At 75.4% G+C, this 22,997-nt stretch carries 22 protein-coding genes; 13 read left to right on the forward strand and 9 right to left on the reverse strand.

Annotated features, from left to right (window positions below; genetic code table 11):
• Position 1: 1 nt before the first annotated feature.
• A complete protein-coding gene (gene pqqA / locus CRV15_RS03080) occupies positions 2 to 103 on the reverse strand; it encodes a pyrroloquinoline quinone precursor peptide PqqA (protein WP_009997934.1) in 102 nt (33 codons plus the stop codon).
• A gap of 540 nt (positions 104 to 643) precedes the next feature.
• On the opposite strand from pqqA, the gene CRV15_RS03085 reads away from it, so the two are divergent.
• A complete protein-coding gene (locus CRV15_RS03085) occupies positions 644 to 1,480 on the forward strand; it encodes an aldo/keto reductase (protein WP_003962379.1) in 837 nt (278 codons plus the stop codon).
• Positions 1,481 to 1,586: 106 nt separating this feature from the next.
• Entirely contained in the window at positions 1,587 to 2,042 is a 456-nt protein-coding gene (locus CRV15_RS03090; RefSeq protein ID WP_003962378.1) for an RICIN domain-containing protein, read from the forward strand.
• A gap of 49 nt (positions 2,043 to 2,091) precedes the next feature.
• On the opposite strand, the gene CRV15_RS03095 is transcribed toward CRV15_RS03090, so the two are convergent.
• Positions 2,092 to 3,636 carry an ATP-dependent DNA ligase gene (locus CRV15_RS03095; protein WP_029183106.1) on the reverse strand — a complete coding sequence of 515 codons (1,545 nt, stop codon included), beginning with the start codon at positions 3,634 to 3,636 and terminating at the stop codon, positions 2,092 to 2,094.
• A gap of 643 nt (positions 3,637 to 4,279) precedes the next feature.
• On the opposite strand from CRV15_RS03095, the gene CRV15_RS03100 reads away from it, so the two are divergent.
• The 6 genes from CRV15_RS03100 to CRV15_RS03125 all read left to right on the forward strand — a co-directional run bounded on the left by CRV15_RS03100 (position 4,280) and on the right by CRV15_RS03125 (position 10,615).
• Positions 4,280 to 5,452 (forward strand): DUF6545 domain-containing protein, encoded by a 1,173-nt coding sequence (locus CRV15_RS03100; protein WP_003962376.1) that lies wholly within the window; start codon positions 4,280 to 4,282, stop codon positions 5,450 to 5,452.
• A gap of 347 nt (positions 5,453 to 5,799) precedes the next feature.
• Positions 5,800 to 6,408: a hypothetical protein gene (locus CRV15_RS03105; RefSeq protein ID WP_009997933.1), complete on the forward strand. Its 609-nt coding sequence runs from the start codon at positions 5,800 to 5,802 to the stop codon at positions 6,406 to 6,408.
• Positions 6,409 to 6,414: 6 nt separating this feature from the next.
• Positions 6,415 to 7,749 carry an MAB_1171c family putative transporter gene (locus CRV15_RS03110; protein WP_003962374.1) on the forward strand — a complete coding sequence of 445 codons (1,335 nt, stop codon included), beginning with the start codon at positions 6,415 to 6,417 and terminating at the stop codon, positions 7,747 to 7,749.
• 40 nt (positions 7,750 to 7,789) lie between these two features.
• Positions 7,790 to 9,220: an FAD-dependent oxidoreductase gene (locus tag CRV15_RS03115; RefSeq protein ID WP_003962373.1), complete on the forward strand. Its 1,431-nt coding sequence runs from the start codon at positions 7,790 to 7,792 to the stop codon at positions 9,218 to 9,220.
• 112 nt (positions 9,221 to 9,332) lie between these two features.
• Entirely contained in the window at positions 9,333 to 9,764 is a 432-nt protein-coding gene (locus CRV15_RS03120; protein ID WP_009997930.1) for an SsgA family sporulation/cell division regulator, read from the forward strand.
• A gap of 26 nt (positions 9,765 to 9,790) precedes the next feature.
• Positions 9,791 to 10,615 (forward strand): helix-turn-helix domain-containing protein, encoded by an 825-nt coding sequence (locus CRV15_RS03125; RefSeq protein ID WP_003962371.1) that lies wholly within the window; start codon positions 9,791 to 9,793, stop codon positions 10,613 to 10,615.
• Between the two features lie 55 nt (positions 10,616 to 10,670).
• Here CRV15_RS03125 and CRV15_RS03130 read toward each other — a convergent pair whose 3' ends face one another.
• From CRV15_RS03130 to CRV15_RS03150, 6 genes are all read right to left on the reverse strand, one after another.
• Positions 10,671 to 11,087: a hypothetical protein gene (locus CRV15_RS03130; protein WP_003962370.1), complete on the reverse strand. Its 417-nt coding sequence runs from the start codon at positions 11,085 to 11,087 to the stop codon at positions 10,671 to 10,673.
• Positions 11,088 to 11,283: 196 nt separating this feature from the next.
• Complete coding sequence (locus tag CRV15_RS35810; RefSeq protein WP_009997929.1) at positions 11,284 to 11,442, reverse strand: hypothetical protein; 159 nt, start codon at positions 11,440 to 11,442, stop codon at positions 11,284 to 11,286.
• Positions 11,443 to 11,496: 54 nt separating this feature from the next.
• Positions 11,497 to 11,847, reverse strand: coding sequence for a hypothetical protein (locus tag CRV15_RS03135; protein ID WP_009997928.1), 351 nt, complete (start codon positions 11,845 to 11,847; stop codon positions 11,497 to 11,499).
• Positions 11,848 to 12,001: 154 nt separating this feature from the next.
• Positions 12,002 to 13,042 carry a zinc-dependent alcohol dehydrogenase family protein gene (locus CRV15_RS03140; protein ID WP_003962368.1) on the reverse strand — a complete coding sequence of 347 codons (1,041 nt, stop codon included), beginning with the start codon at positions 13,040 to 13,042 and terminating at the stop codon, positions 12,002 to 12,004.
• Positions 13,043 to 13,258: 216 nt separating this feature from the next.
• Positions 13,259 to 15,436 carry a phage holin family protein gene (locus CRV15_RS03145; RefSeq protein ID WP_003962367.1) on the reverse strand — a complete coding sequence of 726 codons (2,178 nt, stop codon included), beginning with the start codon at positions 15,434 to 15,436 and terminating at the stop codon, positions 13,259 to 13,261.
• Positions 15,437 to 15,570: 134 nt separating this feature from the next.
• Positions 15,571 to 15,975: a recombinase family protein gene (locus CRV15_RS03150; RefSeq protein ID WP_003962366.1), complete on the reverse strand. Its 405-nt coding sequence runs from the start codon at positions 15,973 to 15,975 to the stop codon at positions 15,571 to 15,573.
• Positions 15,976 to 16,176: 201 nt separating this feature from the next.
• Here CRV15_RS03150 and CRV15_RS03155 point away from each other — a divergent pair, with 201 nt between their 5' ends.
• Together CRV15_RS03155 and CRV15_RS03160 are read left to right on the forward strand one after the other, a co-directional pair.
• Positions 16,177 to 16,947 (forward strand): MBL fold metallo-hydrolase, encoded by a 771-nt coding sequence (locus CRV15_RS03155; protein ID WP_009997925.1) that lies wholly within the window; start codon positions 16,177 to 16,179, stop codon positions 16,945 to 16,947.
• On the forward strand, positions 16,944 to 17,654 hold the full coding sequence (locus CRV15_RS03160; protein WP_003962364.1) for a DedA family protein: 711 nt from the start codon (positions 16,944 to 16,946) through the stop codon (positions 17,652 to 17,654). Before CRV15_RS03155 ends, CRV15_RS03160 begins: the two co-directional genes overlap by 4 nt.
• Positions 17,655 to 17,777: 123 nt before the next feature.
• Here the strand turns inward: CRV15_RS03160 and CRV15_RS03165 are convergent, their stop codons facing one another.
• Positions 17,778 to 18,974, reverse strand: a complete 1,197-nt coding sequence (locus CRV15_RS03165) for a sulfite oxidase (RefSeq protein ID WP_003962363.1) — start codon at positions 18,972 to 18,974, stop codon at positions 17,778 to 17,780.
• Here CRV15_RS03165 and CRV15_RS35815 point away from each other — a divergent pair.
• The 3 genes from CRV15_RS35815 to CRV15_RS03175 all read left to right on the forward strand — a co-directional run bounded on the left by CRV15_RS35815 (position 18,973) and on the right by CRV15_RS03175 (position 22,820).
• A complete protein-coding gene (locus CRV15_RS35815; protein ID WP_157849184.1) occupies positions 18,973 to 19,146 on the forward strand; it encodes a hypothetical protein in 174 nt (57 codons plus the stop codon). The genes CRV15_RS03165 and CRV15_RS35815 overlap by 2 nt on opposite strands.
• 1,250 nt (positions 19,147 to 20,396) lie before the next feature.
• Positions 20,397 to 21,908, forward strand: coding sequence for a bifunctional phosphatase PAP2/diacylglycerol kinase family protein (locus tag CRV15_RS03170; protein ID WP_003962362.1), 1,512 nt, complete (start codon positions 20,397 to 20,399; stop codon positions 21,906 to 21,908).
• Positions 21,909 to 22,001: 93 nt separating this feature from the next.
• Positions 22,002 to 22,820, forward strand: a complete 819-nt coding sequence (locus tag CRV15_RS03175; protein WP_009997923.1) for a methyltransferase domain-containing protein — start codon at positions 22,002 to 22,004, stop codon at positions 22,818 to 22,820.
• Positions 22,821 to 22,997 lie beyond the last annotated feature (177 nt).

A 22,997-nucleotide genomic window follows, 5' to 3' on the forward strand; every position in this document is an offset into this window, starting at 1 on the left:
CTCAGTCGGTGAGGAAGTAGGCGGTCACTTCGAGCGCGGTCTCCACGATCTCGTATTCGGGGGTCTCCCAGCCTGCGGCTACCTGAGGGGTCTCGGTGTTCATCGGCGATGTCCCGCCTTCCTGGGGTGCGTGGGGGTGAGGAGTGGTGCAGGATGGTCGTGCGATGACACGGGTGGCGCGCGGGGGCGCCGGGGGAGGTGCCACTGAAGTCCGTTCACAAGGGCGACCGGAGTTCAGCCATGTGTGTCATAGGGTCGCGTCTCGCGGGGAACCGGTCAATGGTCCGAACCGAAGGGGCCGGTCCGAATCCCGCCATCCTGCCCGGTCCACCGGTCCGGGCGGGCCTCGGCGGGGCGGTGACGCCCTTTCGGGTGCGGCCGGGTACGGGTCGTGCCCGAAGAGCCGTGCGCCGTCCGCCCGTTCGCGCCATGTCTCCCCGGTGCCCGGCTCGGTCGCGCGGCACTCCGCCGTTCACCACCGTGACACCCCGGAGCTGTCGACGGGACGTCCCTCCGCCTCCCGATATGCCTTCCGATATGCCTTCTGATAAGCCTTCCGCCGATATGCGTTCCGACAGCCATTCCGACTGCTATTCCGACCGTGCGTTCCGACGCATTCCGACGAGGTAAGGATCAATCGCTCGTGAGCCAGGTCCCTTCGATCACTCTCAACAACGGTGTCGCCATGCCGCAGCTCGGCTACGGCGTGTGGCAGATCCCCGACGACGAGACCGCGTCCACCGTGGCGACCGCGCTGGAGGCGGGCTACCGCAGCGTGGACACGGCCGCCGTCTACGGCAACGAGAAGGGGACGGGCCGCGGCATCGCCCGGTCCGGCGTCCCCCGCGAGGAGCTGTTCGTCACCACCAAGGTGTGGAACAGCGACCAGGGGTACGACGCGACGCTGCGCGCCTTCGACGCCTCGCTGGACCGGCTGGGCCTGGAGCACGTGGATCTCTACCTCATCCACTGGCCGATGCCGTCCCACGACCGCTACATCGACACCTGGCGGGCGCTGGAGAAGATCCTCGCGGACGGCCGCTCCCGCGCGATCGGGGTGTGCAACTTCCGCCCCCAGGACCTGGAACGGCTGCTCGCGGAGACGGACGTCGTCCCCGCGGTCAACCAGATCGAGCTGCACCCGCAGTTCCAGCAGGCCGAGCTGCGCGCGCTCCACGAGCGGCACTCGATCGTCACCGAGTCCTGGTCGCCGCTGGGCCAGGGCCGGGGGCTGCTGGAGGTCCCTGCGGTGGTGGCCGTCGCCCGCAAGCACGGGCGCACCCCCGCCCAGGTGGTGCTGCGCTGGCACCTCCAGCTCGGCCTGGTGACGATCCCGAAGTCCGCGAACCCGTCCCGTATCCGGGAGAACCTGGAGGTGTTCGGCTTCGAGCTGGACACCGAGGACCTGGCGGCCTTCGCGGCGCTGGACGAGGGCCGGCGGCTGGGCTTCGACCCGTCGACCTTCGGCGGCACGATCTGACCTCCCCCGGCCCCGCCCTTCTCGTACACTTGTTTGAATAGCGCGAACGGGCCCGGACCGCGGCGGACAAGCGCCACCGGGCCAGGAGTACGAGGAGAGTACGGGTGTGAGCGGGGCATTCCGACCGGGCCGCTACCGGGTGCGCAATATCGGCAGCGGACTGCTGCTGGAGGTGTACGGAGGGGTCAAGGGCAGCGGAGCCGTCGTCCAGCAGGGAAGGGACAGCGGCGCCGCCGCCCAGGAGTGGCGGATCGACCCGGTCCCGGGCGGCAGCGGGCTCTACCACTTCGTCAGCGCGGCCAGCGGCAAACGGCTCGACGTCGCGGACGCCTCGACAGAGAACGGCGCCCGCATCCAGCAGTGGCGGCCGAACAACTTCGGCGCCCAGGAGTGGATCATCGAGCACCGGCTGGAGGCACCGGGCACCGTCTCCATCGTCAGCTTCGTCAGCGGGCTGCTGCTGGAGGTCGCCGACGGCAGCGCGGCGGACGGTGCCCGGGTGCAGCAGTGGGAGGACACCGACGCCCCCGGACAGCAGTGGCGGCTCGAACCCTGCGACTGAGGCCCGGGGCCAAAGCGGCCGGAGCGGCCGGCCCGGGCAGCCGGGGCGGTCAGCCCGGGGCTTCGCGGCGCAGGACCCGCTCGACGGGGTCCGCTTCGGCGGCCCGCTTGTCCGGGCGGTGCCGGACCACCCGGGCGAACCGCAGCGTGACACCGGCGGGATAGCGCGGGGAGCGCTGCACCCCGTCATACGCGATCTCCACCACCAGCTCGGGGCGGACCCGTACGGTGAATCCGTCGTCCGCGACGGCGAGTTCGCCCAGCCGCCGGGTCTGCCACGCCAGCATCTCGTCGGTGAGCCCCTTGAACGTCTTGCCGAGCATGACGAAGCCGCCGTCGCCGGCGCGGGCGCCCAGATGGAGGTTGGAGAGGAGGCCGGTGCGGCGGCCGTGGCCCCACTCGGCCGCGAGGACGACCAGATCGAGGGTGTGCACGGGTTTGACCTTCAGCCAGGAGCGCCCCCGGCGGCCCGCGGCGTAGGGGGCGTCCAGCGCCTTCACGAGCACACCCTCCTGACCCCGCGCCAGGGCGCGGGCGAGGAACGCCTCGGCGGCGGCGAGCTGCGCCCCGTCCCCGGGGTCCGTCACGACCGTACGGCCGACCCTCAGCTCCGGGGGCAGCAGCCGGGCGAGCACCGCGTGCCGCTCCCGCGCGGGCAGGTCGACGGTGGGCGCCCCGTCGGCGGCGAGGACGTCGAAGAAGACCGGCGCCACGGGCAGCGCGGCGCGCGCCGACGCGATGTCCGTCCGGGAGCCGACTCGGGCGGCGATCTCCTGGAAGGGCACCGGCCGCCCGTCCCGGTCCACGGCGACGACCTCGCCGTCCAGGATGAACGGCGCGCCCGGTGTGCGCAGCGCCGCCTCGGTCACCTCGGGGAGCCGTTCCGTGATGTCGTCGAGGGAACGGGTGTGGACGCGGACGGTGTCCCCGGTGCGGTGCACCTGGACCCGGATGCCGTCGAGCTTCTCCTCCACGGCGCAGGGCGCGCCCAGGGTCCGCACCGCCTCCGTGACCGACGCCGCCGTGTGGGCGAGCATCGGCAGGACGGGCGTGCCGACCGTGAACCGGAAGCGGCCGAGGGCGGCGGGGCCCTCGGCGAGCAGGGCACGCGCGACCCGGGGCAGGGAGCCGTCCAGCATGACGGCGCGGCGCACGGCGTCGGCGGGCGCGCCCGCGGCCCGGGCCAGCGCTTCGAGCGCGACGGCGTCGAGGGCTCCCTGGCGCACCTCGCCCAGCAGCAGCCGGGTCAGGAAGCGCTGTTCCCCGTCGGTCGCCGCCGCCAGCAGCTCATGGACGCGGGCCCGGCGCGCCGTCCGGGAGCCGGGGCCCTTCAGGGCGGCGATCGTGTCGAGCGCCGCGTCGGTGGCGGCGAGCGTGAGCCGGGGCGCGGGCGCCGGGGGCGGCGGGTCCCTCAGGGTGCTCCAGCCGACACCGATCCTGCCCTGGGGGAGCCGTCCGGAGAGATAGGAGACGACCAGGGCGGCCTCCTCGGGGCGGGCCTGGTCGAACATCCGTGCCAGCAGTTCCGTCTTGCGGGAGCGGGCGGAGGCGGCGGCCACCTCCCGGGAGACGGCGGCGAGCCGGGCCAGCGTCAGCCCCTCCCCCGGACCGGACGACGGGGTGCCGGACGCCATGCCGCCATGGTGCCCCGGGCGGGCGCCGGGCGCACCCGCGGGCGGGCGCCGGACGCGGGCGCGCCGCCGGGCGGGCCGCCCGCCCCGGGCGTGTCGTTCCCGCCCGGGGCGGTGATTGGCGTGATCCGATCGGTGGACCGCCCCATTCTCCTTACGCTCCGTCACATTTTTCGCCCTGTTTCACCGGTTCACCAGCACCTGATTGCCGCCTTATCGACCCCTTCACCCTGTCCGTACCCCCCTCAGGCTTCTGACACCGCCGGAGCCTGAGGCGTCACGGGGCTGTCCGGACCCCATGAGTTGGGAGACCGTCGTCCCCGAACACGCACGCACACAGTACGGTTACGCAGGGGAAGGTCGGATCGCTCGCGCCGAGCGCGGCGGACGGCCGATTGGCGCCGTGCCAGCGCGGTCGGCGCCAGGACGGGGACGCGGCTCGGACGGGGTGGGGTACGACGGTGCGCGGTGGAGTGGAACGGACGTTTCGAAGAGGGGCGGGGCCCGGGCCCCGCCCGCTCCCGCCCCCGGCACGGGAGCAGGTCCCGGACCGGGGCCGGAGCCGGCTCCCGGGCCGGGGCGGGGAGCGGCGGAAAGCCGGTCGCGCATGACCGGGATCAGTATGCTCGTCCCGGCGTCCCTGCTGTTCGGAGCGTTCTTCATCAAGCTGCCCGCGCTGATCCGCCGTCCGCACGACATCCTGCTCGGCTCCGTCTGCGGACTGCTGCTCATGGCCGGTCTGGTCTTCTCGCTCGCCGCCGTGCCGACGCTCGACGCCATCAACGACGTCTCCGGGGTGCCCAACCTGGCCGCGCCCCTCTTCTACACCACGCTGACCGCGGTGAGCTGTGCCTGTCTGGTGCTGCTCACCATCTGGCGCGGGGGGATCACCCCCCGGACCCGGTCGGTGGCCCGGCGGTGCGTCCTCGGATACGCGGCGGTCGCCGTCGCCATCAATGTGCTGTTCGTCCTGGGCGAGGCCCCTGTCGAGCGGCTGCGCGACTTCGACACCCACTACGCGACCACCCCGTTCATCCGGGAGATGATCGTCCTCTATCTGCTGGCGCACACGGTCGCCTCGGTGGTGACCGCGGTGTTCTGCTGGCGGTGGTCCCGGCGGGTCACCGGTGTGCCGCGCTCCGGTCTGGTCCTCATCGGCTGCGGCTATCTGCTCAACCTCGGCTACGACATCAGCAAGCTCACCGCGGTCGCCGCCCGCTGGGCGGGCCGGGACTGGGACCGGCTCGGCACCGAACTGGCCCCGCCGCTGGCCGCGCTGGCCGCGCCGCTGATCGGCGGCGGCTTCGTCCTGCCGCTGCTCACCCGGAGCCTCGGCGACCTCGGGCGCGCCGCGGTCCGCTACCTCCGGCTGGGCCCGCTGGCCCGGCTGCTGCGGCGCACGGTGCCCCCGGGCTCCGCGCATGTGGCGATCGGCCCCCTCGCCTCCCTGGAGCTGCGGCTGATCCGGCGGGAGGCCGCGATCCACGACGGGATCATCGGACTGCGGCCGTACTACGACGGAACGGTGTACGAGGAGGTCTTCGCACGGGCCCTGGCCGAGGGGCAGCCGCCCGAGCGGGCGAGCGTCGTCGCCGACGCCGCGATGATCGCCGCGGCGGGCCGGGTGCAGGCGGCGGAGCCGGGCCGGACGGTGATCGTCTGCGGCCGGTCCCCCGTCCAGCCCGCCACCGGCCCCGACGACCTGGTCCTCATCTCCCTCGCCCTGCGCGGCTCCCCCCTGGTCCACGAGGCCCGTCGCCGGGCCCTGACGGAAGCCTGAACCCGGCCCGGAGCCCGCCCCCGGGCACCGGCGGGGCGGCCGGAAGAGGCCACCCAACAGAATTCCGCCAAACGTCCCGCGTGTCCCCCGGGGCCCGGGCGCGCCGCCCGCGCGCCGGGAACGAGCCCGGACGATCGCGGTAATACCGCTCTCACCTGCGATATCACGGGCTGGGCAGCCACTTCGCGGGGGCGGGTCGCATGGCTGACACGCTGTGGGCCTGTCCGGAAAACTCGCAACGGGGCCAGCGGCCCGCCAAGCCGTGCCGATCGCTCTGTACGGTGTGGTGCCAGGCTGAGGCCGCTGACCGACCCGGGGGAGAGTGTGCATTGGGCACCAGGAGCGCCATGCGCCGACTGCGCGACGAGCTCGCGCGCGCCCTCGAACAGGCCCGGCCGACCGAGCCCCAGGAGGTGTTCGCGGCGCTCTGCACCCACCTCGGCGAGCGGCGCGGACGTCCCGTGGTGCTGCGGATGGTGGACTTCCCCCCGCAGACCGCGAGCGGGCTCTATCTCAATCTGGCCGACCGGGACGTCATCTGTGTGCAGACGGGCACCCCGCCGCTCCACCAGCTGATCATCTTCGGCCATGAGGTGTGGCACATGGTCGCCGGGCACGCCGGGCCCCATGACGCGGGCCCGGCGCAGGCGGCGGGGCTGGTCACCGGCGGCGCGCCGGGACCGGGGCCGGCCGGGGACACGGACGGCACCGACGGCATGAGCGGCACGGGCGGCACGGCCCCGGAGCGCGGCCCCTTCCCGGTACCGGACACCGCCGTGCAGCACCTCGCCGCCCGTACCGACTTCCGGCAGGCCCAGGAGAACGAGGCGGAGGCGTTCGGTCTGGAGCTGGGCGCGCATCTGCGCCACTGGCTGGAACCCCCGCCCCGGACGGCCGCGCCCAGGAGCCCGGAGGCCCAGCGCATCCAGCGGCTGCTCGGACACCGCCGGGACTGAAGCTCCATGCGCAACAGCGACTATTACGTTCCCGCCCTCGCCCTCGGGATCGCCTTCGCCGCCAAACTCCCCGCGCTGCGCCGCGACTGGCGGGACCCCCTGGTGCGGTCCGTGGTGTCCCTGCTCTTCACGGCCGCCGTGTGCTTCCTCTTCGCCGCGCCGCCAACCATCGTGCTGGTCAACCGGATCACCGGGGTGCCCAATCTCTCCGCCCCGCTGGTCTACTCCATCATGTCGGCCTTCAGCTGCGCCTGCATGGTGCTCATCGTCAACTGGCGCGGCGGCCCCCGGGAGCGGGTCCGGCGCGCCTGCCGCGCCTGGATCACGGCGTACGGGGCGGTGATCGTGGCGCTGCCGCTGCTGTTCGTCCTCGGCGACACGCCCCAGGAGCGGCTGCGGGACTTCGACACCTACTACGCGCGCACCCCGTTCATCCGGGAGATGGTCGTCACCTATCTCGTGGCGCACATCGTCACCGCGGTGGTGACGACGGTGCTGTGTCTGCGGTGGGCGCGGGCGGTGGGCCAGTGGTTGCGGCGGGGGCTGCTCGTCCTGGTGCTGGGGCTCGCGTTCAACCTCGCCTTCGGGCTCACCAAGCTGACGGCGGTGGTGGCACGGTGGACGGGCGCGGAGTACGACGTCCTGAGCACCGCGGTGGCCCCGCCGATCGCGGCGGTCGGCGGGCTGACCCTCACCGTCGGTTTCCTGCTGCCGCTGGTGGGGCCCCGGCTGGAGGCGCTGCGGCACACCTGGCGGACCTACGCCCTGCTGGGCGCCTTGTGGCGGCAGTTGCGCCCGGACCCCGGCGAGGACCGTCCGCCCGTGCCGCGCATCCCCTGGTGGGCCCCGGCCGAACTGCGGCTGACCGTGCGCGAGACGCTGATCCACGACGAGTTGCTGCGGCTTCGGCCCCATCTGGACGACCGGGTGCGGCGGCGGTCGTACGAGGCGGCGCTCGGGATCGGCGCGACGGAGTGGCGGGCGCGGACGGCGGGGGTGGCGGCGATGGTGGTCGCCGCCGTGGAGGCGCGGCGCGCCGGGACTCCCCCGGCGCCGGACGAGGACCACGCGCACGCGGGCGCGGAGGCGCTGACGGCGGCCCTGGGCGCGGGACGGCGGCGGCTGGTACGGCTCTCGGGGGCGCTCAGCTCGCCGTTCCCCGTGGCGGACGGCTCCCGGGAGGCCGTGGAGGGTACGGCGAGGCGGTGGCCGGCACGGCGTCCGTCCGGCGGGCGGGCCGGTGGCCCGTCCGGTGGACGGCTCCGTCGCTCTTCCACCGGAGGGGATCGTCCCGCAGAATCCCCTGCGGCCGGAACGGCGGCGCACGCGCCGCACCGGTGAGACGTCCCGTCCCCTCACAGAACGCGGAGACCAGAGCGCGATGACGCCTCCTTCTCGCACGGCTTCCCTCCCGCCCCGCCGGGCCGTCGTCATCGGCGGCGGGCTCGCGGGCATGCTCGCGGCAGCGGCTCTCGACGGCCTCGCCGACGAGATCACCGTCGTGGAGCGCGATGCGCTGCCCGCGGGCCCCGCGCCGCGCAAGGGGCTGCCGCAGGCCCGTCACACCCATCTGCTCTGGTCGGGCGGGGTCCGGGCGTTCGAGGAGCTGCTGCCGGGGATCACCGGGCACTGGCTGGCGGCGGGGGCCCGGCGCGTCCCGCTGCCCACGGGGCTGGTGAGTCTGTGGCCGCAGGGCTGGGTCCGGCGCTGGCCCGAGATGCAGTACATGATCGTGTGCAGCCGGGACCTGCTGGACTGGGTGGTCCGGGAACGGGTGCTGGAGCAGCCCGCCGTAACGGTTCTCCAGGCGCACACGGCCCGGGGCCTCGTGGGCACGGCCGAACGGGTGCGCGGGGTCCGGGTGGGCGGTCCCGACGGCCAGGAACTGACGCTCGGGGCCGATCTGGTGGTGGACGCCTGCGGCCGGGGTTCCCGGGCCCCCGTCTGGCTGCGGGACCTCGGGATCGGCGACATCGAGGAGGAGCGGGTCGACTCGGGGCTGGTGTACGCGACCCGGCTGTACCGGGCCCCCGCCGGGAGCGAGGGCTTTCCCGTCGTCAATGTGCAGTCGGACCCGGGAAGACCGGTGCCGGGCCGGACGGCGACGCTCGCCCCGGTCGAGGGCGGCCGGTGGATGGTGACGCTCTCGGGCACCCGGGGCGGCGAGCCCCCGGCGGACCCGGAGGGCTTCGAGGCGTTCGCCCGGACCGCGACCCGGCATCCGGTGGTCGGTGAGCTGATCTCCGGGGTCGAGCCGCTCCCGGGCGGGATCGTGCTCTCCCGTTCCACCGTCAACCGCCGCTATCTGTACGAGCGGGCCGAGCGGTGGCCCGACGGCTTCGTCGCCGCCGGCGACTCGGTGGCCACGTACAACCCGGTCTACGGGCAGGGCATGAGCGTGGCCGCGCAGGGGCTCGCCGCGCTGCGCGGGGCGGTGGGCCGCTCCCGGCTGGACGAGCCGGGGCTCGCGCGGCGGGTGCAGCAGGTCATCGCCCGCCCGGTGGCCACGGCCTGGTCCCTGGCGACCAGTCAGGACATCCTCTATCCGGGGGCCGTCGGGCGGCAGCCGCACCCCTGCACGGGGCTGGCGTACCGCTATGTCGACCGGCTGGCGCACGCCGCCACCGGGCGGGCGCGGATCACCCGCGCGTTCATCGACGTGATCACGATGTCCCGGCCCTCCGCCTCCTGGCTGCACCCGGACATCGTGGTGGGGGCGCTGCGCGGGCCCGGACGGCGGCGGCTGGACGGGCCTCCGCTGACGGCGGACGAGCTGAAGATCGCGACGGGCGGCGGGCGGGCAGACGTGTGACGCAGATCACAAACCTCGATCGTCCATGACGCAGTGCTCCGGAGGTGGCGTGCGTCGTAGCAGACGTACGGCTCACGGTACGCAGCCTCGATTCAGCAGCGAAGGAGCGGCGATGTTCCGCACCGTCGAACAGTCGATCCCGGCCCACCTCATCAGCGGGGCTCCCCGGCCCACGCCGGTGACGGTGTGCCTGCTCTACAGCGCCGACGACCCGTTCGCGGTACGCATGGTCTTCCCGCCCGAGGTCTCCCTCAGCGGCGCCGAGGTGACCTGGACCTTCGCCCGTTCCCTGCTGGACGAGGGGCTGCGGACGGCGGCGGGCGGCGGCGATGTGCGGATTCGGCCGTGCGACCGCTCGCGGACGCTGGTGGAGCTGCGGTCGGCGGAGGGGGTCGCGCTGCTGCGGTTCGCCACCGGACGGCTGCGCCACTTCCTGCTGCACGCCTACACGACCGTCCCCGCCGAGCTGGAGACCTGCGCCCTCGACCTCGACGCGGGACTGGCGGCCCTGCTGGGCGGGGCCCGGGACGGAGGACAGGACTGAGGGACGGCGTCCGTTACGGTCGGGGCATGACCACTGTTGCCACCGAGACGGGTGTGGGCCCCCTGCTGCGCGGCTGGCGGGAGCGGCGCCGGGTGAGCCAGCTCGAACTCGCCCTGCGCGCCGACTCCTCCGCGCGCCACATCAGCTTCGTCGAGACCGGCCGCTCCCGGCCCAGCGAGGCGATGGTGCTCCGGCTCGCCGAACACCTGGACGTACCGGTACGGGAGCGCAACGCGCTGCTGCTGGCCGCCGGTTACGCCCCCCGGTACTCCGAGACCCCGCTGGACGACCCGTCGATGGGGGCGCTGCGGGACGGGGTGGAACGGCTGCTGCGCGGCTACGAGCCGTACCCGGCGCTCGTCGTGGACGGTCTGTACACCGTGGTCGCCGCGAACCGCGGGATCACCATGCTGCTGGCGGGGCTGGCGCCGAAGCTGCTGACCCCGCCGCTGAACGCGATGCGGATCACCCTCCACCCCGAGGGCCTCGCCCCGAAGATCCGCAATCTGCGCGCATGGCGGGGGCATCTGCTGCACCAGATGGAACGGCAGATCGCCCTGGCCCGCTCGGACGCCCTGCGGGCCCTGTACGAGGAGGTCGCCGCCTACCCCGTGGTGGGGGCGGGCGGCGGCGGGGACCGGACGGACCTGGAGCCCCACCCGTACTTCGCCCTGCCGATGGTGATCGAGCACGAGGGGCTGACCCTGTCGTTCGTCTCGTCCATCTCGACGTTCAACACCCCGATGGACGTGACCGTCGCGGAACTGGCCATCGAGACCTTCCTGCCCGCCGACGAGGAGACCGCGGCGGCGCTGCGCGCCCTGAGCGGCGAACGGGCCCCGGCCGGGTAGGCGTTCGCGGCGGGCGCCCCGGGCCGGTGGTGCCCGGACCGGCCGGGCGGGTCCCTCAGCGCCGGGTCGCGCGGAGCGCCGCGTACTGGAGGACGGCGAAGAGCGCGACCACCGCGCCCTGGAGCGGGATCCAGACCGCTCCGGCGGTGGTGGGGTCGAGCCACAGCGCGAGGGACGCGGCGCTGACGACCGCGTACACCAGATTGGCGTCGACGACGGCGGTCACCGCCGCCGGGGCGGGGTCGCGGCGGGCGGCGAGCGCGCCGACGGCCGCCCCGTACACCAGCAGGGCGAGCCCGAGGCCGAGGAGGAAGCCGCCGTCGACGCCGAGCAGTCGGCCGAGGGGGCCGGAGACCGCCGCGTAGGCCAGGCCGTTGGCCCCGGTCACCACAGCGTCCAGGGCCAGGAACCGGCGCAGCACCGTCCGGGGCTCGGTGGTGCGGGCGATGCCGGTGAGCAGGGTGGCGGACATGGGATCGGCCTCCTTCGGAGTGGTGGACCGGGGGTACGGACCGGGTCGGGGTCCGGAGCCCGGACGGAGTGCGCCGCCCGGGTTCCGGTGGTTCCAGACTGCGGCCGGGACCGGGGTCCGGTCGATTACCTCCGACGTCATGCCCCGGGGCCGGGAGGGCGGTCCGGCGGGGGCACGCGGGGCCGGTGGGCGGGGGTCAGGGAGTGCGGCGGTCAGGGTCCGGGACGGCCGGTTCCGGTTCGGCGCCCGGAGGTTCGCGGTCCTCGGCGGGCGGGCGGTCGTCGACGGGCCGGGCGGAGCGCGCCACCTCGGCCCGGATCAGGGCGTTGAGCGCGGCGAAGGGGTCGATGGGCATGGCTGTGCACCTCGTGCGTAGGGGGGCTGTCACTGCGGGCGGGACCGGGGACGGTCAGCAGCGCAGCACCGTGCGGCGCGAGGCGGGGGGCGGCGGGGCCGGGGCGCGGCCGCGGCGGGCCACGGGGGCACCGGCCGGGGCGGCCGGGGCCGGTGTTCCGGCGGCCGGGCCCGGTTCCCTGGCGGAGGCGCGGGCGCGGCCCGAGGCCGCGGTGGTGGTGTCGTTCTCCTCGGGCTGTCCCGGCGCGTCGAACGGCACGGTCACGGGGGCGGGCTGCCGCCCCTCCGCCGCGCCGGACGCTCCGGCTCCCTGCGCCAGTCCGAGCAGGGCCAGCAGCACCACCAGCACCAAGGGAGCCCCGTGCCCCACGAGGGGGCGGAGCGCGGTGGCCGGGAGCAGGTGCATGGTGTCGGACCTCCAGGTCCTGCCACCCTCCCCCATGCCGTCCCCCGGCGCCTCCCGTCACACCGGCTTCCGCTCCGCCGGGGGACATCCCCTGCGCCGAACGGCCCCGTGCGGCGGGCGGCGAAGGGCCCGGACGCGGTCGGCCCGGACGCCGTCAGCCCAGGTGCGGAGCGATCACCGTGACGCCGGGGGCGGTGGCGGCGCCCAGGGCGGTGAGGGCGTCCGGCGCGGCCGTGAGGGGCAGTTCACGGGTGACGAGCAGATCGGGGCGGAGGGCGCCCGAGGCGACCAGGGACATCAGAGCCGGGTAGTCGTGCGCCGCCATGCCGTGGCTGCCCAGGATCTCCAGTTCCAGGGCGACCACCCGGTCCATGGGGACATGCGCCCCGGACGGCAGCAGTCCGACCTGGACATGGCGGCCGTGGCTGCGCAGACCGCGTACGGAGGCGGCGCAGGTCGTGGCGGAGCCGAGGGCGTCGAGGGAGAGATGGGCGCCGCCCCCGGACGCCTCGCGGACCGCTTCGGCCACGGCGTCACCGGCGGCCGACGCATCCACGCACACCTCCGCCCCGAAGCGGCGGGCCAGTTCCAGCGCGCCGGGAGCGACGTCCACCGCGATCACCCGGGCCCCGGCCGCCGCCGCGATCATCACGGCGGAGAGTCCGACCCCGCCGCAGCCGTGCACCGCCGTCCACTCCCCCGGCCGGACCCTGCCCTGCCCCACGACGGCCCGGAACGCGGTGGCGAAGCGGCAGCCGAGGCTCGCGGCGGCGGCGAAGGACAGCTCCGGGGGGAGGGCGACCGGGTTGATGTCGGCGTGCCGCAGCGGGACGTACTCGGCGAACGAGCCCCAGTGGGTGAACCCCGGCTGCTCCTGCCGTTCGCACACCTGCTGGGCACCGCGCCCGCAGGCCGCGCACCGGCCGCAGGCGCAGATGAACGGCACCGTGACCCGGTCGCCCGGCCGCAGCCGGACGACGTCGGCGCCGACCGCCTCGACCACCCCGGCCAGTTCGTGCCCGGGGACGTGCGGCAGCGCGATCGTGGGGTCGTGGCCCATCCAGCCGTGCCAGTCGCTGCGGCACAGCCCGGTGGACTCGACGCGGATCACCGCGCCGTCGCGGGCGGGTGCGGGATCGGGCACCTCCCGTACGGTGAGCGGACCGCCGAACTCCTCGAACACCACGGCGCGCATGGGCCCCCCTCGGGCTGTGTCGTCGCTGATCGTGCCTAGTGTCGTGCCTTGTGTCGCGCCTTGTCGTACGCCGTCGTACCTCGTCGTACGCCGTGCACGTGCCGTCCGTCCCCATACGTCCCCGTACATCCCCGTACGTCCCTGTACATCGCCGTACGTCCCGTGCGGCGCACCCCGGGGCGCGGCGGGTGGCGTCGGACAGGGGTCACGTTATCTTCAGGCCCCGGGCGTCCCACCGGCCCCGGCCGGAGGTGCTTTCTCATCTTCCGGGCCTTCCGGGCGCGCCGGACGGCCGCCTTCGTTCAGCCAGCGGCGCAGCACCCGGTGCACCTGCTCCGCGCCGACCAGTTCGCCGCCGTCGGCGACCGGCGGCGACAACTCGGCCGGGGCCAGCAGAAACGGCTGGGACTGCTCCCCGCCGAGGCCGCCGTGCGAGCCGATCTGCCGTTCAAAGGCGTGCACCTGCCCGGTCTCCGGGTCGTACATCGAGTTGATCATGATGTCGGCGACATGCGGGAAGGTGTCAGTGCGGCGCACGGCGTCGGCCGCGCCCTTGCCGAAGACGGCGAGCGGCCCCTCGTCCGCCAGTTCGGCGATCGGTACCTCGGCGCCGCCGGGGCCGAGCACGACGGAGCCGTGCTTCTCGCTGCGCACCAGCAGGAAGCCGATGCCGGGGTGACCGGCGAGGGTGGCCAGCAGCGCCGGGTGGCGGGCGTCGATCTGCTCCTTGCTGAGGCGGTGCGGCACATCGGGGAACGAGACGAGCGCGAGATTGCCGGAGGCGAGGACGACCGGCTCGGCGGCAGCGCCGGAATCGGCACCGCCGGAGCCGGAGCCCGGCCCGGAGCCGGGGCGCGCGCCGGGCAGCGGCTCCCCCGGCTCCCCGCCGGACGCCTCCCTGCGGTGCAGCGCCCCGCGCAGCGCCTCCCCGGCGGCGGCCCGCGCCTCGGCCCCGCACCGGGTGCGCTCGGCCTTCCGGGAGACGGGCAGCCCGCTGCCCGCCCGTACCAGGTCCTTGATGTCGAGCCCGTACGCGCCCTCGAAGGTCTCCCCCGGGCTCTGCCCGTGGTCGGAGAGGAGGACGATCCGATAGGGGCGGGGGGCGTGTTCGGCGACCTGCCCGATCAGCGCCAGCGCCCGGTCCAGGGAGTGCAGCACCCGCGCGGCGTCCTGGCCGTGCGGGCCGGAGTGGTGGGCCACCTCGTCGTAGGCGACGAGGTCGGCGTAGACGGCGCGGCGCCCGGCGAGCATGTCGCCGAGGACCGCCGCGACGACCACGTCCCGGGAGACGACGGTGGCGAAGGCCCTGATGAGGGGGTAGAGCCCGCCCCGGGGCACCCGGGGTTCCACCCCGCGCAGCCGGGCCCGCGCCGACTGGCGGATCTCCCGGCAGACCTCGGCGGCGAAGGAGACGGCGGTGCGGACCGCGTTCGCGGGGTCGGAGAAGTACGCGAAGTAGCCCGCCCGGGAGCGGTTGGCCCGGCCGCGCCGGGTGGAGACGCTGAGCACCAGCGCGACCTGGTCGGCCCCGCCGCTGAAGAGATTGCCCCGGCTGGCCCCGCCGTCGGTGAGCAGCCCGCCGTCGCCGGTGCGTTCGACGGCGCGGCGCTGGAGCTCCACCGCGCTCGCGGGCCGGTTGCTGACCATGAGCCGGCCGGTGTCCTTCTCGTACCAGCGGAAGGCGGGGACGTCGTGGTTGGAGCCGTGCAGGATGCCGAGTTGGCTGGAGCCGGTCTGGCTGGACCAGTCGGTGCGCCAGGGGGTGAGCCGGTGGGTGTGATCCAGCCAGCCCGCGACGGTCGGCATCAGACCGTCCTTCGCCGCCCGCAGCAGCACCTCGTGGCCCACTCCGTCGAGCTGGAGGAAGACCGTTCCGGGGCCCTCGGGGCCGGTGGTGTCCGCGCCGGAGCGGCGTCGGCGGCGGGTGGCGAGCCGGGAGAGCCTGCGCCGGTAGGCGTCGTCGTCGCGGACGGCGAGGGCGGTGGAGGTGGCGGAGGCGACGGCGGACATCACCGCGGCCACGACGACGGCGGTCTCGGGGTTCGCGCCGCCGCGGCCGTCGGGGATCAGCCGCAGCGCGAGCAGCAGCAGCGAGCCGTTGAGGAAGAACACCAGCAGCCCGAGGACGAGCGCGGGCACCAGCAGCAGCGCCCGGACCACCAGCGGCCACACCAGCGCGGTGAGCAGGCCGAAGGCGCCCGCGCCCCAGGCCGCCGTCAGCGCGATCCGCGTGATGCTGTCCCCGTCCTGGGACTGGAGCCGGAAGTCGGGCAGGAGCGCGGCGAGGATCAGCATCGTCAGGGTGGAGACCGCCCAGACCACGATCACCCGCAGCAGGGCGCTGCCCGCCCTGCGCCATCGGCCGTTGTGCACGCGGTCCCTCACCTCGTCCATGGATCGGACATCCAGCCTGGCACAACGCGGGACCGGCCCCGGCCGGGCGTCCCCCGGGGCAGGAGGGCCGGACGCGGCCGGAGAGGATCGGGGCGGGGACCGGACGGGGCCGGGGCGGCCGTCGGCGGTGGCCGTCAGCGGTGGCCGAAACCCGCCGTGGGCAGGGAGAGCCTGCGGTGGACCTCCGCCTTCATGGCGGCGTCGTAGACGGGCTCGTCGAGCCCCGCTGTCTCCAGCGGTACGCCCCGGCGCCTGCACTCGGCGGCGAAATCCGCCACCGAGGCCAGCGCCCGCGCCAGTACCCGTTCGTTGGGGACGACGAAGAGGTCCACCTGTCCCTCGTCGACATCGGCCCAGAGCCCGCGGTGGTCGGGGCGCAGCCCGTACACCAGCAGCTCCCTGGTGACGGTGTGTCCCCGGGCCGCTGCCCAGCGCGCGCACATGTCCTGCTGTCCCCGGGTGTCGACCAGGAAGGGTTCCCGGTCCAGTTCCTCCAGGGGGGTCAGGCTGGCGATCGCCGCCACACGTAAGCCGTTCATGGTCGTTCACCCTGCTCTCGATCGTTCGCCGCCGACCCTACTCCGCTCAGGCTTTAGGCTCGTACGCATGGCACGGGCGCGACGGCGCCGGTGGCCGGTCACGGCGGGTCGGGGTGCCGCCGCCGACGGGTCCGGGCGGGGTCCGGGCCCCCGGGGCGCGCCGTGCCCCTCGCCCCGAGGTCACTGGGAAGGAGTGGTCGCGTGCCGGTGGAGGTCACCTGGTGGGGTCATGCCACCTGCACGGTCGAGGACTCCGGCACGCGGGTGCTGACCGATCCGCTGTTCGCGCGCCGTCTGGCTCATTTGCGACGGCGGCGCGGGGAGCTGCCGCCGCCCGAGGCGGCGGTCGCGGACGCGGTGCTGGTGTCGCATCTCCACTCCGACCATCTGCATCTGCCCTCGCTGGCCCGGCTGGCGCCCGGGACCCGGGTGGTCGTGCCGCGCGGGGCCGTGCGCTCGGTGCCCGGGCTGGCCCGGCTGGGACTGCGGGTGACGGAAGTGGCCCCCGGTGACGAGGTGACGGTGGGGCCGCTGACGGTACGGGCCGTTCCGGCGCTCCACGACGGGCGGCGGCTGCCGCTGGGGCCGCGCCGCTCGCCCGCGCTGGGCTTTGTGATCAGCGGGGAGGAACGGACGTACTTCGCCGGGGACACGGGGCTCTTCGACGCGATGGCCGACGAGGTCGGGGAGGTGGACGTGGCGCTGCTGCCCGTCGGCGGCTGGGGTCCCTTCCTGGGCCACGGCCACCTCGACCCGGGCCGGGCGGCCGAGGCGCTGGCCGCGCTGGCGCCGCGTTCGGCGGTCCCGGTGCACTACGGGACCTACTGGCCGATCGGGATGGACGGCATCCGGCCGCACGAGTTCCACTCGCCGGGGGACGAGTTCGTCCGCAAGGCGGCCCGGACGGCGCCCGGTGTGTCGGTGCGCCGCCTGGGGCACGGGGAGCGGTTCCGGCCGGGGGCGGCGCGATGAGCCTCCTGACGGCGGACGCGCCGGTACCGGCGTCCCTGCTCTCCGACGCGCTCGGCGGGCTCTCGGAGGTCGTGGCGGGGCTGCCTCCGGAGTCCACCCAGCAGGCGGTGGGCTATCCCTCACTGTTTCTGCTGGTGGCCGTGGGGGCACTGGTGCCGGTGGTGCCGACGGGCGCGGTGGTCAGCTCGGCGGCGGTGGTGGCTCTGCACCAGACCGCGCCGCTCGCACTGGCGGCGGTCTTCGTGGTGGCGTCCGCCGCCGCCTTCCTCGGGGACATGACGCTGTACTGGCTGGGTCAGCGGGGGTTCCGCTCCCGGAACGGCTCCCGCTGGCTGGAGGAGCTGCGCGGGCGCGCCGACCCGGACCGGCTGGCGCAGGCGCAGGCCCGGCTCGCGGACCACGGCACGGCGGTGCTGGTGCTCTCCCGGCTGATCCCGGCGGGGCGGATTCCGGTGATGCTGGCCTGTCTGCTGGCCCGGATGCCGCTGGCGGCGTTCGCCCGGGGCGCGCTGCCCGCGTGTCTGGCCTGGGCGGCGACCTACCTGATCATCGGGGTGCTGGGCGGCTCGCTCTTCGACGAGGCGTGGAAGGGCGTGGCGCTCGCGGTGGGGATCGCGGTGGCCGTCAGCGCGGTTCCGGCGCTCTGGCGGCGGCTGCGGCGGCACCGCCCGGACTTCCCGGACTCCCCCGGCAGCAGCGCGGTCTGACGCGCCCGTTGCCGCCGGGGTGTCCGTTCCGTGCGTCTCCCCTGCGCGTCCCCTGTGTGTCCCGTGCGTCCGCGGCGTTCGGACGCCCGTGTCCCGGACGGCCGTGTCCCGGACGGCCGCGTCTCAGACGACCGTGACCGGGTGCCGGACCACCGCGTCGAAGAGATACCCCTGGGTGTTGTGGGCGGCCCGCGCGGGCTGGACGTTCCCGTGCCGGTCGGTGGCGCGGCTGAGCAGCGTGACCGGCCCGGGGCGGGGCGGGACCCAGTCGGCGCTCCAGCGCACCCAGCCGTGGCGGCGCGGTACGTCGTGGAGCCGGGCCGGGCGCCAGCGCGTACCGCCGTCGGTGCTGACCTCGACCCCGCGCACGGGCGCCGCCGCGGACCAGGCGCGGCCGGTGAGCCGGGTCCGCTCCCCCGCCGCCAGAGTCGCGTCCCAGGGCAGCTCCAGCGCGCTCTTGATGGTCTGCCGGGTCAGCGGGGCGCTGCCGCCGGGCGGGTGGTCCGGGCCGAAGAGCCGGTAGAACCGGGTGTTCCAGGGGGAGGCCAGCGGGGCGTCGCTGACCTCGATGTCGCCCACCCACTTGACGGAGGCGATCCCTATCCAGGAGGGGACGACCACCCGCACCGGGAAGCCGTGGTCGTACGGCAGCGGCTCCCCGTTCATCTCGTACGCGAGGATCACGTCGTCCAGTGCCTTGGCGACGGGCAGGGGCCTGCGGACCCGCCCGAGCGACACCCCGTCGGCGGTGAACTCGTCGTCCAGCCCGCGCGGCATCACGTCGACGGCGGACCCGGCGAGCCCCGCCCGGTACAGCACATCGCGCAGCCGCACCCCCCGCCAGCGGGCCGCGCCGATCGCGCCCATGGTCCAGGGGGTGCCGCTGACCTGCTCGCCCTGCTGGGTGGTGAAGAGGCTGCGGCCGTTGCCCGCGCACTCGATGACGGCGGTGAGCGTGACGGAGGGCATCGACCGCAACTGTCCATAGCCGATGTGCACCGGGTGCCGGCCGCGCAGTCCGCTGCCCCAGAGCGTCAGCCGCCAGTCGCGCTCGTCCAGGACCGGGGTACGGGTGTGGTTGCGGACGAAGAACAGCGACCGGGGTGTGAGCGCTCCGGTGCCCCGGAACGCCGGGAACCGTGTCTCCGCGTTGGTCCCCCGGACGGTGAACGCGTCGTCCGGCAGCGGCTTCTCGACCCCGGGAAGCCGCCCGCCACGGGCCCGGCCCCACGCGGGCGGCCCCGCCCCGAGGACGGACGCGGCCAGCGGAGCGGCGGCGAGCCACCGGAGCAGATCACGACGGCCGGATGCTGAGGACATGGGAAGCCTCCTGAACGACGGAAAGGGCGCGGAAGCGGAACGGGTCGCCGCCCCGGCGGGACGGGCGGACGTACGGAAACGTCAGCGGCAACAGGGGAACGCGCGGCTGCGGAGGACCGCGGTGTCGACGACCATGCGCGCGATCCTAGGCCCGCGCCGTCCCACCGGGTAGGCACCGCCCACCCGCGCGCACGGAGGCCACCGCCGGGCCGCCGCCCGCCGACCGTCCCCGACGGCGCGCCGCGCGCCACCCCCACCCGTGCGGGCACCGTCCGCCGACCGGGCAGCCCACGGCCGGAGCAGCGCCCGGGCCCCCGGCGGCGGCCGGCCCGGACCACGGCCGCTCCCTGCGGACGGCCCACCACGCTCCCCGCGCTCAAGCGCCCGGGCACCGCCTCCGGACACCCGACGGACCGGCACGCCGCCCGGCCGCTCCCGACGGACAGACACCGCCGACGGCGCACCACGCTCCCACCACCACCCGCGTCGGCACCGCCTTGGGGCACCCGGCCGCCGACCGGGCGGCCCCTCCGGCGGAGCACCGCCCAGGCACCTGGCGATCGGCCCGGACCGGGGCCGCTTCCCACGGACCGCCGACGGCACACCACGCCCCCCGCGCCCACCCGCCCGGACACACCTTTGGACACCCGCCCGCGACCGGACGGTCCATGGGCAGACACCGCCGGACGGCAACACCACGCGCCACCCCCACCCCGTCCGGACACCGTCCGCCGACCGGGCAGCCCACGGCCGGAGTACCCGGCCGAGCCCCGGCAGACAGGCGGCGTCAGCCGTGGGCCGGGGCCGGGCGGCGCGGTGAACCGGGGCGCCTCGGCGGGACGAGCGGATGGCGCTCCGGACCCCGTTCGGGCGCGGCGGTGGCCGGGCCGGGTGGACGGCGGCGGTCGCCGTGCACGTGCCCGGCGCGCGGGAACGGACCGGCTCGCGCCGGAATCCGGGGCCGGCGCGGCGCGGCGGGCACTCGGCGGGGCCGGTCCACCAGGTGGCACGGCCGGGGTGTCCGGCGTCGGTGGACACCCCGCCACAGGCGGCGCGGGACCAGGGGGCAGGCCCGGCCTGCCGCTCGTCGCCCACCGTGTCCCGGCGCGCGGGAACGAGTCGGTCCGGGGCCGGAATCCGCGGCCGACACGGCGCGGCAGGCACTCGGCGGGGCCGGTCCGCCGGATGGCACGACGGATATCCGGCATCAGTCGACACCCGCCGTGGGCAACGCGGCACCAGAGGCCGGGGCGGACGGCGGCGGCCACCGTGCACCGTGCCCCACCTGCGGGAACCGACCGGACAGGGAGCCGGAATCCGCGGCCGACGCGGCGCGGCGGGCACTCGGCGGGGCCGGGTTCCCGGAGTGGCGAATGGGGGGCACGCGGCGTGGGGGGTCGCGGGACGGGGTACCCGCGTGCCATGTCGTCTCGATTCGCCTGGTGTCTCCCGTCCGCCCCGCCCCGGCGCGGGGCGCTCAGCCGCTGGGACCGGAAGGTCTTCCACACGGTCGCGACCCGGCGCTGGCCCGGCGCCGAGCCGGTGCTGCCGCGGTTGAGCCGGGCCGCCGATCACGGGCTGCTCTGGTTCGGCGCGGCGGCCGGGATAGCGGTGCTGGGGCAGGGGGTCCGCGCGCGGCGCGCCGCCGTGCGCGGCGGGGCGTCGCTGGCGCTCGCGTCCGCCGTCATCAACACCGTCGGCAAGCGGTCGGTGCGCCGGGACCGGCCGCTGCTCGACACGGTCCCGGTGATCCGGCGGCTGAAGCGGCAGCCGTTCACCACGTCGTTCCCCTCCGGGCACGCGGCCTCGGCCGCCGCGTTCACGGCGGGTGTCGCCCTGGAGTCACGGAGCTGGGGGGCGCTGGTCGCCCCGGTGGCGGCGTCGGTGGCCTTCTCCCGTGTCTACACAGGGGTGCACTATCCGAGCGATGTGCTGGTGGGCGCGGCCCTGGGGGTGGGCGCGGCCTTCGTGCTGCGGGAGCTGGTGCCGACCCGCGACCGGCTCCCGCCGCCCGGCCGACCGGTGTCGGCGGCGCCCGCGCTGCCCCGGGGCGAGGGTCTGGTGGTCGTGGTCAACCGGCGGGCCGGATCGGCGGATTCGGTCGCCGCGGTGCGGGAGGCGCTGCCGCTCGCCGAGGTGGTCGAGTGCGGCCCGGACACCCTGCGGGCGGAGTTGGAACGGGCGGCCCCGCGGGCGCGGGCCCTCGGGGTCCTCGGCGGCGACGGCACCATCAACCTCGCCGCCGCGACCGCCGTCGAACGGGACCTTCCGCTGGCGGTGTTCCCGGGCGGGACCTTCAACCACTTCGCGTACGACCTGGGGGTGGAGACGGTGGCGGACACCTGCCGGGCGGTGGCCGACGGCTGTGCCGTCCGGGTCGACCTGGGCCGCTTCACCCCGGGCCCGGGCCCGGATGCCGACGAGGACGGTCCGCCCGGGTACTTCCTCAACACCTTCAGCCTGGGCGTGTACCCCGAACTGGTGCACATCCGCGAGCACTGGTCCCCCCGGGTCGGCGGCTGGCCCGCCGGGGTGCTGGCGGCGCTCCGGGTGCTGCGCCACGGCCGCCCCCTCCGGGCCGTGGTCCAGGGCCGGTCGCGGCCCCTGTGGCTGCTGTTCGCCGGGAACGGGATCTACCGGCCGGTGGGCCCGACCCCGGGGCACCGGGACGACCTCGCCGACGGGCTCCTCGACGTACGGGTGGTGCACGGGGGCCGGCTGCCCGGACTGCGGCTCCTCGCGGCGGCGCTCGCCGGTCCGCTGAGCCGGTCCCCCGTCCACGCCGCCGAGCGGCTGCGCACCGTGCGCATCGACGGTCTGGCGCCGGGCACCCCGCTGGCGTACGACGGGGAGGTGGTCCCCGCCCCGCCCCGGCTGACGCTGGACAAGGCGCGGGAGGCGCTGACGGTCTACCGCCCGAGGACTCTGCGCTGAGTCGCTGTCCACGGAGTGGTATCCACATGACAAGACAGATGGTCTCACTATATGAATGAACCTCCGTGCTCCCGGACGAGAGGCAGAGCCGTCATGCGCCAGGAAACCGCCGTCTACACCCATGGCCACCACCCGTCGGTGCTCCGCTCCCACACCTGGCGCACAGCGGCCAACTCCGCCGCCTACCTCCTCGGCGAGCTGAGTGAACTGCCCCCCGACGCACGGGTCCTGGACATCGGGTGCGGCCCCGGGACCATCACCGCCGATCTGGCCGCGCTGGTGCCCCACGGCCGGGTCACGGGGGTCGACCGGGACCCCGGGGTGGTGGAACGGGCCCGGGCGCACGCCGCCGGACGCGGGCTGGCCAACGCCGACTTCGCCGTGGCCGACGTCAACGCGCTGGACCACCCGGACGGCTCCTTCGACGTCGTCCACGCCCATCAGGTGCTCCAGCACCTGGCCGACCCGGTGCACGCCCTGCGCGAGATGCGCCGGGTGTGCCGCCCCGGCGGCGTCGTCGCCGTACGGGACGCGGACTACGGCGCGTTCGCCTGGTTCCCCGAGGTCCCGGCCCTCGACACCTGGCTCGCGCTGTACCGGCGGGTGGCACGGGCGAACGGCGGGGAGCCCGACGCGGGCCGCCGACTGCTGTCCTGGGCGCGCGCCGCGGGCTTCACCGATATCACCGCCACCGCCGCCACCTGGTGTTTCGCGACGCCGGACGACCGCGCGTGGTGGAGCGGGCTGTGGGCGGAGCGCACCGTGTCGTCCCAGTACGCCACGGTCGCGGTCGCGGGCGGGCACACCACGGCGGACGGGCTCGCCGCCCTCGCGGACGGCTGGCGGGAGTGGAGCGCACAGGACGACGCCTGGTTCCTGGTGCCCCACGGCGAACTCCTCTGCCGGGTCTGATCCGGCCCGGACCGCCCGCCCGTCCCCCGTCGGCCCTCGTCGGCCCTCGTCGGCCGAACACCGTCCGGCCGCCGGGGGACCGCCCACCGCCGTTCAGCCGCCCGGGACGGGCGCATTGACGAATCGTCACTCCCCGCCAGGGTCACAGCACTTCGGGTGACCGTGGGCGCCGGTGCG

The sequence above is a fragment of the Streptomyces clavuligerus genome (assembly GCF_005519465.1).
GTDB lineage: Bacteria > Actinomycetota > Actinomycetes > Streptomycetales > Streptomycetaceae > Streptomyces > Streptomyces clavuligerus.